The 13,862-nt window shown below is 70.2% G+C and carries 14 protein-coding genes; 9 read left to right on the top strand and 5 right to left on the bottom strand.

What is annotated here, in order from left to right; all coding sequences use genetic code 11:
- Genes bcsE through WS95_RS11995 form a run of 6 tightly spaced genes read left to right on the top strand, consistent with a single transcriptional unit; the run spans position 1 to position 7,271 of the window.
- Positions 1-1,956 carry a cellulose biosynthesis protein BcsE gene (gene bcsE / locus WS95_RS12020; RefSeq protein ID WP_059824017.1) on the top strand — a complete coding sequence of 652 codons (1,956 nt, stop codon included), beginning with the start codon at positions 1-3 and terminating at the stop codon, positions 1,954-1,956.
- On the top strand, positions 1,953-2,198 hold the full coding sequence (locus WS95_RS12015) for a hypothetical protein (RefSeq protein WP_059824015.1): 246 nt from the start codon (positions 1,953-1,955) through the stop codon (positions 2,196-2,198). The genes bcsE and WS95_RS12015 overlap by 4 nt, the downstream gene beginning before the upstream one ends.
- Positions 2,195-2,974: a cellulose biosynthesis protein BcsQ gene (gene bcsQ, locus WS95_RS12010; RefSeq protein ID WP_059824013.1), complete on the top strand. Its 780-nt coding sequence runs from the start codon at positions 2,195-2,197 to the stop codon at positions 2,972-2,974. Before WS95_RS12015 ends, bcsQ begins: the two co-directional genes overlap by 4 nt.
- Positions 2,971-5,508 (top strand): UDP-forming cellulose synthase catalytic subunit, encoded by a 2,538-nt coding sequence (gene bcsA / locus WS95_RS12005; protein ID WP_059824011.1) that lies wholly within the window; start codon positions 2,971-2,973, stop codon positions 5,506-5,508. The genes bcsQ and bcsA overlap by 4 nt, the downstream gene beginning before the upstream one ends.
- Positions 5,509-5,535: 27 nt before the next feature.
- Positions 5,536-7,092 (top strand): cellulose biosynthesis protein BcsG, encoded by a 1,557-nt coding sequence (bcsG, locus tag WS95_RS12000; RefSeq protein ID WP_059824009.1) that lies wholly within the window; start codon positions 5,536-5,538, stop codon positions 7,090-7,092.
- Positions 7,074-7,271, top strand: coding sequence for a hypothetical protein (locus WS95_RS11995; RefSeq protein ID WP_034207030.1), 198 nt, complete (start codon positions 7,074-7,076; stop codon positions 7,269-7,271). Before bcsG ends, WS95_RS11995 begins: the two co-directional genes overlap by 19 nt.
- Positions 7,272-7,329: 58 nt before the next feature.
- On the opposite strand, the gene WS95_RS11990 is transcribed toward WS95_RS11995, so the two are convergent.
- From WS95_RS11990 to WS95_RS11975, 4 genes are read right to left on the bottom strand one after another with little or no spacing between them, the layout of a single operon-like run.
- Positions 7,330-8,211 (bottom strand): pirin family protein, encoded by an 882-nt coding sequence (locus tag WS95_RS11990; protein ID WP_059824007.1) that lies wholly within the window; start codon positions 8,209-8,211, stop codon positions 7,330-7,332.
- Between the two features lie 31 nt (positions 8,212-8,242).
- On the bottom strand, positions 8,243-8,635 hold the full coding sequence (locus WS95_RS11985; RefSeq protein WP_059782746.1) for an OsmC family protein: 393 nt from the start codon (positions 8,633-8,635) through the stop codon (positions 8,243-8,245).
- A gap of 49 nt (positions 8,636-8,684) precedes the next feature.
- On the bottom strand, positions 8,685-10,265 hold the full coding sequence (locus WS95_RS11980; protein ID WP_059824005.1) for a cation:proton antiporter: 1,581 nt from the start codon (positions 10,263-10,265) through the stop codon (positions 8,685-8,687).
- A gap of 25 nt (positions 10,266-10,290) precedes the next feature.
- Entirely contained in the window at positions 10,291-10,551 is a 261-nt protein-coding gene (locus WS95_RS11975; protein ID WP_050018056.1) for a XapX domain-containing protein, read from the bottom strand.
- Between the two features lie 275 nt (positions 10,552-10,826).
- Between WS95_RS11975 and WS95_RS11970 the strand changes: the two genes are divergently transcribed.
- On the top strand, positions 10,827-11,513 hold the full coding sequence (locus tag WS95_RS11970; RefSeq protein WP_034207035.1) for a hydrolase: 687 nt from the start codon (positions 10,827-10,829) through the stop codon (positions 11,511-11,513).
- 66 nt (positions 11,514-11,579) lie between these two features.
- On the opposite strand, the gene WS95_RS11965 is transcribed toward WS95_RS11970, so the two are convergent.
- Positions 11,580-12,503 (bottom strand): LysR family transcriptional regulator, encoded by a 924-nt coding sequence (locus WS95_RS11965; RefSeq protein WP_059782750.1) that lies wholly within the window; start codon positions 12,501-12,503, stop codon positions 11,580-11,582.
- A 98-nt stretch (positions 12,504-12,601) separates the two neighbouring features.
- On the opposite strand from WS95_RS11965, the gene WS95_RS11960 reads away from it, so the two are divergent.
- Entirely contained in the window at positions 12,602-12,769 is a 168-nt protein-coding gene (locus tag WS95_RS11960; RefSeq protein WP_059824004.1) for a DUF1427 family protein, read from the top strand.
- A gap of 18 nt (positions 12,770-12,787) precedes the next feature.
- A partial coding sequence (locus WS95_RS11955; protein WP_156444475.1) for an amidohydrolase occupies positions 12,788-13,862 on the top strand: 1,075 nt, incomplete at its 3' end.

Here is a 13,862-nt window from a genome sequence, read left to right as displayed (position 1 = left end):
GTGATGACGGAATTCGATGCCAACCGCCTCGCGCCCGGCGCCACCGGCCTGGTCGACCGCCTGCGCACGCTGCTGCGCGTGGGGTCGGCGGGCGGCCGCGCCGGCGCGTTGAGCCGGCTCGCGATCGACGGTTTGCCCGATACCTGGACGCAACTGGAAGCCGGCGGCCTTTATGCGATCTACGCGGCCGGCGGCACGCCGGCATGCGATGCGCTCGTGTGGGAAAGCGCACGCCAGGCGCGCACGCGCGACGTCACGATCGTGTTGGCGCGCGATCCGGTGCGCGTCGCTGCGCAGATGGCGTCGCTCGGTTTCGCGGGCGGTGCGCAGCCGGCCGGCTGGCCGCGCAACCTGAACGTGCTGGCGATGCCGGCGGCGGCCCAGCCGGCCGACGCCGGTGCCGACGCCGGCGTGGCCGGCCACGCGTCGCGCCGCGCGGCGCCGGGTGCGTTCGCGCGGCTGACCGGCGGCTTGCGCGCGATGAAGCGCTACGGGCTGCCTGCGCGTTCGCTGTATTTCGTCGAAGGCGCGCAGCGCTGGTTCAGCTGGGACGATCCGGTCGCGCTCGCCGATGAAGCGCACGCGCTGGCCGACTGGTGCCGCACGCGCCGGATCGCGCTCGTGCTGCTGCTCGACCCCGAAACGACCCGTGCGGGCGGCGACGCCCGCGCCGACGACGCGCCGCTCGTCCGCGATGCGGATCGCACGCCGCGCAGCGGCTTCCACGGTATCTGCTCGGGCGTCGCGCAATTGCAGCGCACGCACGGCGAGTTGCTGTGGGTCGTCGATTTCTGGCGCGCGGGCGACACGCTCGCGGCCGGCGAGGTACGGCCGCTGCGCTTTGCGCCGGGCGGCCGGCTGTCGGCGAACGTCGATGGCGGTGCGACCGAACCGGCGCGGCGGATGAAGCTCGCGCGCGACGAGGATCGCGTGGTGGTCAGCCGCGCGGTGCTCGACGGGGCGAGCCGCGTGCCGGACGGCTGGGAAATCGTCGACGACAACGCGGCCGTCGTCGCCGCGTGCGCGCACGCGCAGGCCGCGACCGCGGTGCTCGTGTTCCGTTCGCATGCGCAGCTCGAAGCGCTGTGCGCGGACGTGCACGCGCTGCGCCGGCAATGCGGCGGCGCGCTGAAGATCGCGGTCGTCGAGCGCGGCGAGGTGCTGCGCCAGCAGTTCGAGGTGCTCGTGCTGAGCGTCGGCGCGAACCGGGTCGTCGCGCGCGATCTGCCGGTCTCGCGGATGCAGGCCGCCGTGCACGCGCTGCACGGCCAGCTTTACGCGCGGCCCGTCGCGGCCGACTATCGCGCGACGCTCGCGGCCGCGCTCGGCGATTCGGTTCTCGGTTATCTGCCGGTCGGCGCGTTCTGCCAGCGGATTCGCGCGGTGCTCGACCGCGGCGCGGTGCTCGCGCTGCCGCATACGCTCGCGAAGCTCACGCTGTTGCCGCGCGTGTCGCACGTCGACGCGCTGCGGCACTGCCGGCCGCGCCGCACGGGCGACATCGTGACGGCCGATGCCGGACACCTGTTCGTGTTCCTGTTCGCGTGCGAGCCGGTCGACGCCGACGACGCGCTCGCGCGGATCTTCGACGTGCCGGTCGATACGCTGTCCGACCGCGTCGTGTGCCTCGGGCAGGGCAGCATCGACACCGAGCTCGACGCACTGGCGGCCGAGAACCGGCGCGCGCCGATCGCCGACTACAGCGACCTGTTCGCGGCGACGCAGCCGGCGGGCGGCGCGTACACCGACCCCGGCGCGGCGTTGCCCGACGCGAGCGAGGTGAGCGACGCGATCGATGCGATCGATACCGTCGTCGCGCTCGAGGCGATCGGCGTGCCGCAGGCGTCCGCGCCCGCTGCCGTCGCCCCGTCGGCGCCGGACCCCGTCGTTCCCGCTGCGCGTGCGCGCGGCGCCGTCCGCAGCGCGATGCCGCTGCGCAAGCAGGAGGACGCATGATCGCCGAACTCGTCATCGGCTTCGTCGTCGGTATCGCGATCGCGGTGCCGGTGTGGATCGTCGCGCAGCACCTTGGCATCGGCCGCGGCTTCCACGCGCCGAGGGGCATCGACCGGCGCGACGCGGTGCCGTGCGAACTCGTGCCGGTCGTGCTGCGCGGCCGCCTGCTGCCGGGCGTCGGCGGCGACGAAGGTGACAAGTGCGGCAAACGCGGCGAGCACGACAGCGAGGCGGCACGATGAAGACGATCGCCGTGACTTCGACGACGGGCGGCGCGGGCCGCACGACGCTCGCCGCCGCGCTCGCGGTGCTGCTTGCGCGCCGCGGCCGCCCGGTCGTCGCGGTCGAATTCGATGCACAGAACCTGATGGGCGCGACGCTCGGCCTCGACACGCTGGCCGAGCACGGCCTCGCGCACGGCCTGCTGGGCGGCGCCGAACCGTGGCACGCGCACACGTGGCGCAACGCCGACGGCGTGCTGTTCGTACCGTACGGGCAGGTCGATGCGGCCGGCGCCGCCGCGTGCGATGCGCGGCTCGCGGCCGATCCGGCCTGGCTGTCGCGCGCGCTCGACGAGATCGCGCTGCCGGCCGACGGCGTCGTGCTGGTCGACACCGCCCGCTATCCGTCGCCGCAGGCCGGACAGGCGATCCGGTGCGCGGACCTGACGCTCGTCGTCGTGCCGCCGGAGCCGGCCGCCTGCGCGACGACGGCCGCGCGGCTCGGTGCGTTGCGGGCCGGCCGCGGCGACCTGCAGATCGTCGTGAACCGGCTGAACCCGGCGCGCGACATGCAGCGCGACGCGCTGGCGATGCTGCGCGCGGTCGCGGGGCCGGCATCGATGCTCGAGCAGCGCATCCACGTCGACGCCGCGGTGCCCGAAGCGCTCGCGCGCGGCAGCTGGATCTTCGACGACGCGCCATATTCGCAGGCGTCGCACGACCTGAACGGCGTCGCGAACTGGGTCGATGCATGGCTCACGGCGGCCGTCGAGGGCCGTGCCGGAGCGGCGCGATGAAGGCCGCGTTCGCGTCGCGACTGCGCGCGTTCGGCCGCCGGGCGGCCGACTGGTGCGCGCGCGGCATCGGGCTGCCGGCGCAACGCACGCGGGTCGACTGGCTCGTGCGGCTGTTCTTCCACGCGCCGCCGCCCGGCCGGCCCGATCTCGTGCGCCGCTGGGTGCGCGTCGCGTTCCTGCGGCTCGCACAAGACTGGGGCGTGCTGCAACCGCTCAGCGCGCGCGAATGGCTGTGGCGCGCGTTCGTGCGCGCACCGCGTGCGGCCGACGGTCGTCCCGCGCACGATCCGCTCGCATGGTTCGACACGCTCGTGGTGCCCGTCTACATGGCCGGGCGCGCGCTCGGCCGGCGCATCGACGCGATGCTCGCGCGTCTGCCGTGGGCGCGCTGGGGCGGTTGGCTCGATGCGCGCGCGAACGGCGTCGGCCGGCGCCGCTGGCTCGCGCCGCTGCTGCTCGTGGCCGGCGCGGTGCTGTGGGCCGCGGCCGGGATGTCGCCGCTGATGCCCGGCGCGCAGTTCGCGTTCTTCGCGATCGTCGCGGTGCTCGCGCTCGCGCTGCGCCGGCTGCCCGGCCACCTGCCGACCCTCGCGCTCGCGTCGCTCGCGCTGCTCGCGGCCGTGCGCTACGTGTGGTGGCGCACGACCCAGACGCTCGACTTCCGCAGCCCGGTCGAAGCCGTCGCCGGCTACCTGCTGTACGGCGCCGAAGCCTATACGTGGATGATCCTGCTGCTCGGCTTCGTGCAGACCGCGTGGCCGCTCGACCGGCCGATCGTGCCGCTGCCCGACGATCCGGACACCTGGCCGACCGTCGACGTCTATATCCCGACCTACAACGAGCCACTGTCGGTCGTGAAGCCGACGGTGTTCGCCGCGCAGAGCACCGACTGGCCGAGCGCGAAGCTGCGCGTGTACCTGCTCGACGACGGCCGGCGTCCGGAGTTCGCGGCATTCGCGGCCGAGGCCGGCATCGACTATCTGACGCGCGACGACAACCGTCATGCGAAGGCCGGCAACATCAACCGTGCGCTGCCGAAAACGCACGGCGAGTACATCGCGATCTTCGACTGCGATCACGTGCCGACGCGCTCGTTCCTGCAGACGACGATGGGCGTGTTCCTGCGCGATCCGAAGTGCGCGCTCGTGCAGACGCCGCACCATTTCTTCTCGCCCGATCCGTTCGAGCGCAACCTCGGCACGTTCCGCGAGGTGCCGAACGAGGGCAACCTGTTCTACGGCCTCGTGCAGTCGGGCAACGACCTGTGGAACGCGACGTTCTTCTGCGGATCGTGCGCGGTGCTCAAGCGCAGCGCGCTGGAAGAGGTCGGCGGCGTCGCAGTCGAGACCGTGACCGAGGATGCGCATACGGCGCTCAAGCTGCATCGGCGCGGCTATACGTCGGCATATCTGCCGACCGTGCAGGCGGCCGGCCTCGCGACCGAAAGCCTGGCCGGCCACGTGAAGCAGCGCACGCGCTGGGCGCGCGGGATGGCGCAGATCTTCCGCATCGACAACCCGTTCCTCGGTCGCGGGCTCGGCCTGATCCAGCGGATCTGCTACGGCAACGCGATGCTGCATTTCTTCTACGGGATTCCGCGGCTGGTGTTCCTGACGATCCCGCTCGCGTACCTGTTCTTCCACCTGTACTTCATCAACGCGTCGTCGCTCGCGCTCGCGAGCTACGTGATCCCGTATCTCGTGCTCGCGAACATCGCGAATTCGCGGATGCAGGGGCGCTACCGGCATTCGTTCTGGGCCGAGGTCTACGAATCGGTGCTCGCGTGGTACATCGCGCTGCCGACCACCGTCGCGTTCTTCAGCCCGAAGCACGGCAAGTTCAACGTGACCGACAAGGGCGGCAAGATCGACGAAGGCTACGTCGACTGGTCGACGTCGAAGCCGTATCTCGTGCTGTTCGCGCTGAACGTGCTCGCGATCGTCGCCGGCCTGTGGCGGCTCGTGGCCGACCAGGGCGACGAGGCGTCGACGATCCTGATCACGCTCGGCTGGACCGTGTACAACCTCGCGATGCTCGGCGCGGCGCTGGCCGTCGCGCGCGAGACGAAGCAGGTGCGCGTCACGCACCGGATCGCGATGCGCGTGCCGGCGATGCTGCTGCTCGCCGACGGCTCGACCGCCGCATGCTTCACGAGCGACTACTCGACCGGCGGCCTCGGCCTCGAAGCGGTGCCGGGGCTGCCGCTCGCCGTCGGCGACACGCTGACGGTGTGCGTGACGCGCGGCGACCGCGCGTTTCCGTTCCCGGTGCGCGTGACCCGCGCGACGCCGACCCACGTCGGCGTGAGCTTCGAGGAACTGACGCTCGAGCAGGAGCGCCAGCTCGTGCAATGCACGTTCGGCCGCGCGGATGCGTGGCTCGACTGGCACGAAGGCGCGCGGCCCGACACGCCGCTCGGCGGGCTCAAGGAAGTGCTGCGGATCGGGCTGGACGGTTACGTACGGATGTGGAAGGGGGCGACGCGCGGCCTGCAGGCCATGCTCGCGCCGAAACTCGATCGCGCGCGCGACTGACGCGGCGCGCATCATGGAGTGGGTTAGATGACGTTCTGGAATCTGTATTTCATCCTGAAGTTCGCGCTGTTCGCGACCGGGCACCTGCAGCCGTTCTGGCTCGCGAACCTCGCGTTCGCGGTGGCGCTGGCGGCGAGCGCGCCGCTGCGGTCGCGCGCGTGGCGCATCGTCCGGCAGGTCGCGGCGATCGCGATCGCGGTGCCGCTGCTCGCGCGCGAGCTGCATGCGCCGCCGCTCGCCCGTCTCGCGGAGGCCGCGCGCGAGGTCAGCACCTTCCGCATCGATTACTGGATGGAGCTGTTGCCGCGCCTGTTGCCGCCCGTGCTGGCGCTGACGATCGTCGGCGCGCTGATCGTCTATTTCGTCGTCAACCGCTGGCTGCGCGTCGCGACGTTCGTGGTGGTCGCGCTGATCGCGATGCCGCTCTGGCAGGCCGGCAGCGGGTTGATGGCTCGCGTCGCCGCGCCGGCCCAGCCGCAGGCGAGCGCGGCGGGCGCCACCCGCATCGACCAGCCCGAGGATCACAACGCGGCGCTCGCGACGTTCCGCACGCAGGAGTCGCAGCGGCAGGTCGCGTTCGGCCATCTCGGCAGCGATCCGGCCGCGCAGTTCGACGTGATCGTGCTACACATCTGCTCGCTGTCGTGGGACGACCTCGATGCGGCGAAGGTGCGCAACCATCCGATGCTGAGCCACTTCGACTACCTGTTCACGAACTTCAGCACGGCCGCGAGCTACAGCGGCCCGGCGGCGATCCGCGTGCTGCGCGCGAGCTGCGGGCAGGAAGCGCATGCGGACCTGTACAAGCCCGCGCCACAGCAGTGCCACCTGTTCTCGCAACTGGCGGGCGCCGGCTACACGGTGCAGTCGCTGCTGAACCACGACGGCCATTTCGACAACTTCCTGCAGGTGATCCACGACAACATCGGCGTGGCCGATGCGCCGATGATCTCGAACGCGGCCGCGCCGGTCGCGATGCACGCGTTCGACGGGTCGGCGATCAAGGACGACTACGCGACGCTCGCGAACTGGTACGCGCAGCGCGCGGCGGTGCCGGGGCCGGTCGCGCTGTACTACAACACGATCAGCCTGCACGACGGCAACCGCGTGGTCGGTAGCGCGCTGACGAGCATCGACTCGTATCCGCAGCGCGCGACGAAGCTGATGACCGACTTCGACCGTCTTGCCGACCTGATCGCGCAATCGGGCCGCCGCGCGGTGATCGTGTTCGTGCCCGAGCACGGCGCCGCGTTGCGCGGCGACAAGAACCAGGTCGCGGGGCTGCGCGAGATTCCGACGCCGCGCATCGTGCATGGGCCGGTCGGCGTGCGGCTCGTCGGTTTCGCCGGCAATCACGGTGCGACGACCGTGATCGAGCAGCCGACCAGCTTCCTCGCGCTCGCGCAATTGCTGTCGAACCTCGTGTCGAACAGCCCGTTCAAGCCGGGCGCGACGCTCGCGCAATACGCGGCCGATTTGCCACGCACGCGGATGATCGGCGAGAACGAGGGCACGGTGACGATGCAGACGGCCGCGGGTTACGCGGTCAAGACTCCGGACGGCGTATGGATCGACGAACAGTAACGATGACCGGCGAAGGCGACGAAGATCGCCTGTCGCAACCGAACGACGTGATCGGCCTCGCGCGGCATCTGCCCGCGCTCGATCCCGGGCGCTACGTCGACGAACAGGCGCGCCGCGCGTTCGACGCGTCGCTCGAACGCTGGCCGACCCTCGCGAAGCTGATGGGATTGAAGCGGTAAACGCACGACGGCCGGCATGACTGCCGGCCGTCGTCGGTGCGTCGCGCCAGGCCGCTCATTACGGCTTGCGTTCCGGCTGGCGCGTCCATTCGCTTTCTTCGCCCGGCACCTTGCCGAACGTCTGATCGGCCCACGCAGCCCGCGCGGCGTCGATCTTCGCGCGTTGGCTCGACACGAAATTCCATTCGATGAACCGCTCGCCCGGCAGGTGCGCGCCGCCGAGCAGCATCGCGCGGGCGCCGTGCGTGCTCGCGAGCGCGACGGTCGCGCCCGGTTCGAGCACGGCCATCGTCGCCGGGGCGAGCGGCGTGCCGTCGATGGCGAGATCGCCGTCGACGAGATACACGCCGCGTTCGTCGTGCTCCGCATCGAGCGCGAGTTGCCCGCCCGACGCGAAATCGGCGACCGCATAGAGCGTCGGCGAGAACACGGCGACCGGCGACGCGAGCCCGAACGCGGTACCCGCGATCACGCGCACGGTCACGCCGTCGCGCGTGAACGACGGCAGCGTGTCGGCCGCGTGGTGAACGAACGCGGGCGCGGCGTCTTCATGCTCGACCGGCAGCGCGACCCAGGTCTGGATCCCGTGCACCGGCTGCTCGCGCGGGCGATCCTCGTCGGGCGAGCGCTCCGAATGCACGATGCCGCGGCCGGCGGTCATCCAGTTCACGTCGCCCGGCACGATCTTCTGCTGGAAGCCGAGGCTGTCGCGATGCATCAGCGAGCCGTCGAACAGGTAGGTGACGGTCGCGAGCCCGATGTGCGGATGCGGCAGCACGTCGATGCCGCGGCCGGCCGGCAACACGGCCGGCCCCATCTCGTCGAAGAAGATGAACGGGCCGACGAGGCGCGCCGCGCGCGCGGGCAGCACGCGCCGCACGACGAGGTTGCCGATATCGCTTTCGCGCGGCGTGAGCAGGGTCTTGATCGAGGCGGACATGGTGGGCTGGGTCGTGGTCAGGGGGAACGCGTCAGGCGATCGCCGTATCGATCGCGATCGGATGCGTGAGGATCTTGTGCACCGGGCAGGCATTCGCGATCTGCAGCAGCCGTTCGCGCTGCTCGCCGGTCAGGTCGCCGTCGAGCGTGATGCGGCGCACGATCGTGCTGCCCGCGCTGCCCGCTTCGTGCGCGAGCTTCACGTGCACTTCGTCGAGCGGCCAGCCTTTTCGTTGCGCATACATCTTCAGCGTGATCGCGGTGCACGCGCCAAGACTCGACAGCAGCAGCGCGATTGGCGTCGGCGCCGCATCGCCACCGCCGAGCGACGCGGGTTCGTCGGCGCGCCACTGATGGACGCCATCGCTGAAGTGGACGAGGTAATCGACCGGGCCGATGCTCGCTTCGACGGACAGTTCGCTCATTGCAGTTCCGGGTGAGGAAAGGGGACGGGCCGGCCGGGCAGGCCGGGCATCACGGTTCGAGCAGGCGCTGCAGCCGCAGCTCCTCGAAATCGAGCTCCGATTCTATGCGGTGCAGCACCGCGTCGTCGACCTTGCCGTCGCGATGCAGGTCGAGCAGCGCGTCGCGCGACACGCCGACCAACTCGAGCTCGACGTGCAGCATCCGCGCGCGCACGTCCGCGGGCGCCGCGCCGTCGCGGTGCGCGCGTTCGTTGAACGCGACGCGGTTGCGGTATTCGGTCAGCAACCGGTCGAGCGATGCCCGTTCGAGGCCGGCGCCGCGCTCCCCGCGCGCGTCGAGTTCGGCGAGCGCCGCGCCGAACGCGTGCGCACGCACCGCGTGCTCGGACATCGTGCGGCGCACGGCCGGGCGCAGCTTCAGCACGCGGATCAGCGGCGCGAGCGTGCCACCCTGGACGACGAGCGTCGCGATGATCAGCAGGAACGTGCTGAACAGGATCAGGTCGCGGCCGGGGAAGTTGGCGGGCAGCGCGATCGCGGCCGCGAGGCTCACGACGCCGCGCATGCCCGACCAGCCGAGTACGACGGCCTCGCGCCACGACCACGGCGCGTGGCCCGCGCGTCGCGCGCGCAGGCGCCCCGGCAGCCACATCGCGGCGAACACCCACACCACGCGCGCGCCGATCGCGGCGGCCGTCGCCGGCAGCGCGACCCGCAGGCCGGCCATCAGCACCGCGCCTTCATGGTTCACGCGCGCGAGGATCGCGTGCAGCGCGAGGCCGATCAGGATGAACACGAGCGCGTCGAGCACGAACACGATCGCTTCCCACGTCGCCTTCGCCTTGATCCGCATGTCGGCGTCGAACACGCGATGCTGGCGCACGCCGAGCACGAGGCCGCAGGTGACGACCGACAGCACGCCCGAGCCGTCGACGGCTTCCGCGATTCCGTAGCTGCCCCATGCCATCGCGAAGGTCACGACGATGCCGAGCATCGGCTCGCGCAGGCGTTGCAGCATCCAGCACATCGCATGGCCGCATGCGAGGCCGACCGCGATGCCGATCAGCGTGAGCGAGAAGAACAGGCCGGTGGCGCTCGCCGTCGTGATCGACGCGGCGAGCGCGGCCGACACGGCCATCTGGTACAGCAGCAGGCCCGACGCATCGTTGACGAGGCTTTCGCCTTCGAGCACCGCGACGAGCCGCGCGGGCAGCGGGTGGCGCTGCAGGATCGCTTTCGCGGCGACCGCGTCGGGCGGCGACACGATCGCGCCGAGCGTGAAGCACGCGGCCCACGGCAGCGCGGGATTCGCCGCGTGCACGGCGAGCGCGACCGCGACGGTCGTGAACGCCACGGCCCCGAGCGCGAGCGACGCGATCGATGCGAGCGCCTGCCGGAATTCCTTCCACGCGGTATAGAAGCCGCTCGACATCAGCAGCGGCGGCAGCACCGCCGCGAGCAGCAGCGCAGGGTCCATGTCGGGCACGCGCTTGCCGGCGACGGCGACCACGCAGCCGCCGAGCAGCAATACGACGGCCGGCGGAATCGAGATTCGCTCGGCGAGCCACGTGAGGGCGCCCGCGCCGCAGATCAACAGCAGCAGGTAATGGAACAGCTCGACGTTGGTCATGCGTGGCCGGCGGCGATGGGGTGGATCACGAAGGCTTGCGGTCGTTCGCGGCGCCGCCCGGCAGCGCGCCGAACATGTGCTGGCTGCACTTGGCATCGCGCCATGCGGTGTTCAGCCGATGGCCGGACAGCATGCGCCGCGCGACCGGCAGGATCTGTTCGCCGGCCAGCATGCCGAGCAGGCCGACGAGCGCGATGACCGGCGGCGCGGGCGAATTCACGCCGATCGCGCCGTAGATGACGCCGGCGAGGATGCCGGCGAGCAGCGAGAGGACATACGGTTTCATGGTGACGCGCCTCGTGGTGGCCGAGCGGCGCCGGAAGGGCACCGTCAAAGTCTTCAAAGCGTATCGGGTTTGCGTGAAGAAAAAAAGGGCGGGCGGCCCCGAACGGGCATCCATTCGGGAATCGGATCGATTCCGTTTCTTGGGTGTTCGCGCCGCGCGTTTGCAGCTTAAATATTGCGGCGCGGATGACGATCCGGCGCCGACGCATTCCGGGCTCCTCCCGCTGTCGCGGTCGAGGCAGGCTCCCCTTTTTCGTTCACAGGACTCCATTCGCCATGAGCAACCCGAAGCTTGAAGTACTGACGCCGCAGAACAGCCAATTGATCTTCATCGACCAGCAGCCGCAGATGGCGTTCGGCGTGCAGTCGATCGATCGCCAGACGCTGAAGAACAACGTCGTCGGGCTCGCGAAGGCCGCGAAGGTCTTCAACATCCCGACCACGATCACGACGGTCGAAAGCGACAGCTTCTCGGGCCACACCTATCCCGAGCTGCTCGACGTGTTCCCGAACCAGAAGACGCTCGAACGCACGTCGATGAACTCGTGGGACGACCAGAAGGTGCGCGACGCGCTCGCCGCGAACGGCCGCAAGAAGGTGGTCGTGTCGGGCCTGTGGACCGAAGTCTGCAATACGACGTTCGCGCTGTGCGCGATGCTCGAAGGCGACTACGAGATCTACATGGTCGCCGACGCATCGGGCGGCACGTCGCAGGCCGCGCACGACTTCGCGATGCAGCGCATGGTGCAGGCCGGCGTGGTGCCGGTCACGTGGCAGCAGGTGCTGCTCGAATGGCAGCGCGACTGGGCGCGCCGCGACTCGTACGACGCGGTGATGGCGATCGCGAAGGAGCATTCGGGCGCGTACGGGATGGGCGTCGACTACGCGTACACGATGGTCCACAAGGCGCCGCAGCGTACCGCGACGCCGCACGAGTCGATCCCGGCCGTACCGGCGAAGTAACGGGCCGTCGGCCGCGATCGCCTCAACGGCTGCCGCGGCGAGCGCGTGCCGTCGGCGGTCGCGCGTTCAGGCGGCGGGCAGCGCCCACGGCGCGCGCGAGAAATGTTCGGCGAGGAAAGCGAGCAGCACCGTCACGCGTGCGGCGCGCAGCATGCCGGGCGGCGTGACGAGGTTCACGTTGATGTCCGCGATCTTCCAGTCGCTCATCACTTCCTCGAGCGCGCCGCGCTGCAGTTCGTCCCACACCAGGAATTCGGGCTGAAGCGCGAGGCCGTGACCGGCGACGAGCGCGGGGACGATCACGTCGGCGTTGTTGGAGCGTATGCGTCCGTGCACGTTCACGCCGAAGTCGTCGCCCGATGCCGCGTGACGAAAGCGCCAGTACTCGGGCGTCGGCAGGTTCGTGTAGGTGAGGCACACGTGCTGTTCGATGTCGCGCGGATGAGCGGGGCGGCCGTGCCGGTCGAGGTACGCGGGCGATGCGACGAGCGGCCGGCGCACCGCGCAGAGGCGGCGCGAGCGCAGCGTCGAATCGCTCAGCTCGGCGATGCGGATCGCGACGTCGAAGCCGCCGGACACGATGTCGACGATGTGGTCGGTCAGCACGAGATCGATGTCGACGCGCGGATAGCGCTCGAGGAACGCGGGCAGCACCGGCGACAGATGGTGCAGCCCGAACGACATCGGCGCATTCACGCGCACGAGGCCGTGCGGCTCGAGCGCCTGCGCGGACGCTTCGTTTTCGATCAGCTCCGCATCGGCGAGCAGGCGGATCGCGCGGTCGCGCAGCAGTTCGCCGGTCGGCGTGAGCGACAGCTTGCGCGACGTGCGGTACAGCAGCATCGCGCCGAGGCGCTTTTCGAGGCGCGCGATCGCTTTCGACACGGTGGGTTGCGATACGCCGAGCAGGTCGGCGGCTTTCGCGAACGAGCCCGTCTCGGCGACGCGCGCAAAGATGGCCCAGGCTTCGAGATCAGGAAGGTGTTGCATGGTCGGAAGGGGTGGCAGGCAAGCGAAACGGATGCGATGCACCGCGCGCGCGGCCTCGCGATGCGGGTGATTCTAATCCGGCCGGGAGAAAAGACGTTATGGAATCGTATTTACTTTCATTGGGCGCCGGCATGCTGATCGGCGTCGTGTACAGCGTGATCGGGGTACGTTCGCCGGCGCCGCCGCTGGTCGCGCTGGTGGGCCTCGCCGGCATGCTGGTCGGCGTGCCGGCCATCGCGCCGGTTCGTCACTGGCTCGGCTTCTGACCGCATCGAGGACATTTCATGAGCGCAACCGATACCCAACCCGATCTCATCCTGCACAACGGGCGCATCACGACGCTCGATCGTGCAAACCCGGTCGCGACCGCCGTCGCGATCAAGGACGGCCGCTTCGTCGCGGTGGGCAGCGACGCGGACGTCATGCCGCTCGCGGGCCGCGCGACGAAGACGATCGATCTCGGCGGCCGCGGCGTGCTGCCGGGCCTGATCGACAACCACTGCCACGTGATTCGCGGCGGCCTGAACTACAACATGGAACTGCGCTGGGACGGCGTGCCGTCGCTCGCGGTCGCGATGGAGATGCTCCAGCGTCAGGTCGCCGTGACGCCCGCGCCGCAGTGGGTGCGCGTGGTCGGCGGCTTCACCGAACATCAGTTCGTGGAGAAGCGGCTGCCGACGATCGACGAACTCAATGCAGTCGCGCCGGACACACCCGTATTCATCCTGCACCTGTACGACCGCGCGCTGCTGAACGCGGCGGCGCTGCGGGTGGTCGGCTACACGAAGGACACGCCGGAGCCGCCGGGCGGCACCATCCTGCGCGATGCCGCCGGCAACCCGACCGGCCTGCTGCTCGCGAACCCGAACGCGACGATCCTCTACGCGACGCTCGCGAAGGGGCCGAAGCTGCCGTTCGAGTATCAGTACAACTCGACGCGCCACTTCATGCGCGAGCTGAACCGGCTGGGCGTGACGGGCGTGATCGACGCGGGCGGCGGGTCGCAGAATTATCCGGACGATTACGAAGTGATCCGCAAGCTGCACGACGCGGGCGAGATGACGATCCGCATCGCGTACAACCTGTTCACGCAGAAGCCGAACGCGGAGAAGGAAGACTTCGTGAACTGGACGAAGAGCGTCAAGTACCACGACGGCACCGACTACTTCCGCAATAACGGCGCGGGCGAGATGCTGGCGTTTTCCGCAGCCGATTTCGAAGACTTCCGCGTTGCGCGTCCGGACCTGCCCGAGCAGATGGAGGACGATCTCGAAGGCGTCGTGCGCGTGCTCGCGGAAAACCGCTGGCCGTGGCGCATGCACGCGACCTACGACGAAACCATCAGCCGCGCGCTCGACG

Origin of the sequence: Burkholderia sp. MSMB1826 (assembly GCF_001526325.1) — a bacterium.
GTDB lineage: Bacteria > Pseudomonadota > Gammaproteobacteria > Burkholderiales > Burkholderiaceae > Burkholderia.
This window is presented reverse-complemented; position numbering and strand designations above follow the sequence as displayed.

What these genes read in the sequence shown, in the direction of transcription:
- WS95_RS11985 (WP_059782746.1), bottom strand. Translation starts at nt 8,635, where the DNA reads ATGAGCGAACTGTCCGTCGAAGCGAGCATCGGCCCGGTCGATTACCTC.
- bcsQ (WP_059824013.1), top strand. Translation starts at nt 2,195, where the DNA reads ATGAAGACGATCGCCGTGACTTCGACGACGGGCGGCGCGGGCCGCACG.
- WS95_RS11995 (WP_034207030.1), top strand. Translation starts at nt 7,074, where the DNA reads ATGGATCGACGAACAGTAACGATGACCGGCGAAGGCGACGAAGATCGC.
- WS95_RS11960 (WP_059824004.1), top strand. Translation starts at nt 12,602, where the DNA reads ATGGAATCGTATTTACTTTCATTGGGCGCCGGCATGCTGATCGGCGTC.
- bcsG (WP_059824009.1), top strand. Translation starts at nt 5,536, where the DNA reads ATGACGTTCTGGAATCTGTATTTCATCCTGAAGTTCGCGCTGTTCGCG.
- WS95_RS11965 (WP_059782750.1), bottom strand. Translation starts at nt 12,503, where the DNA reads ATGCAACACCTTCCTGATCTCGAAGCCTGGGCCATCTTTGCGCGCGTC.
- WS95_RS11975 (WP_050018056.1), bottom strand. Translation starts at nt 10,551, where the DNA reads ATGAAACCGTATGTCCTCTCGCTGCTCGCCGGCATCCTCGCCGGCGTC.
- WS95_RS12015 (WP_059824015.1), top strand. Translation starts at nt 1,953, where the DNA reads ATGATCGCCGAACTCGTCATCGGCTTCGTCGTCGGTATCGCGATCGCG.
- WS95_RS11980 (WP_059824005.1), bottom strand. Translation starts at nt 10,265, where the DNA reads ATGACCAACGTCGAGCTGTTCCATTACCTGCTGCTGTTGATCTGCGGC.
- bcsA (WP_059824011.1), top strand. Translation starts at nt 2,971, where the DNA reads ATGAAGGCCGCGTTCGCGTCGCGACTGCGCGCGTTCGGCCGCCGGGCG.
- WS95_RS11990 (WP_059824007.1), bottom strand. Translation starts at nt 8,211, where the DNA reads ATGTCCGCCTCGATCAAGACCCTGCTCACGCCGCGCGAAAGCGATATC.
- WS95_RS11970 (WP_034207035.1), top strand. Translation starts at nt 10,827, where the DNA reads ATGAGCAACCCGAAGCTTGAAGTACTGACGCCGCAGAACAGCCAATTG.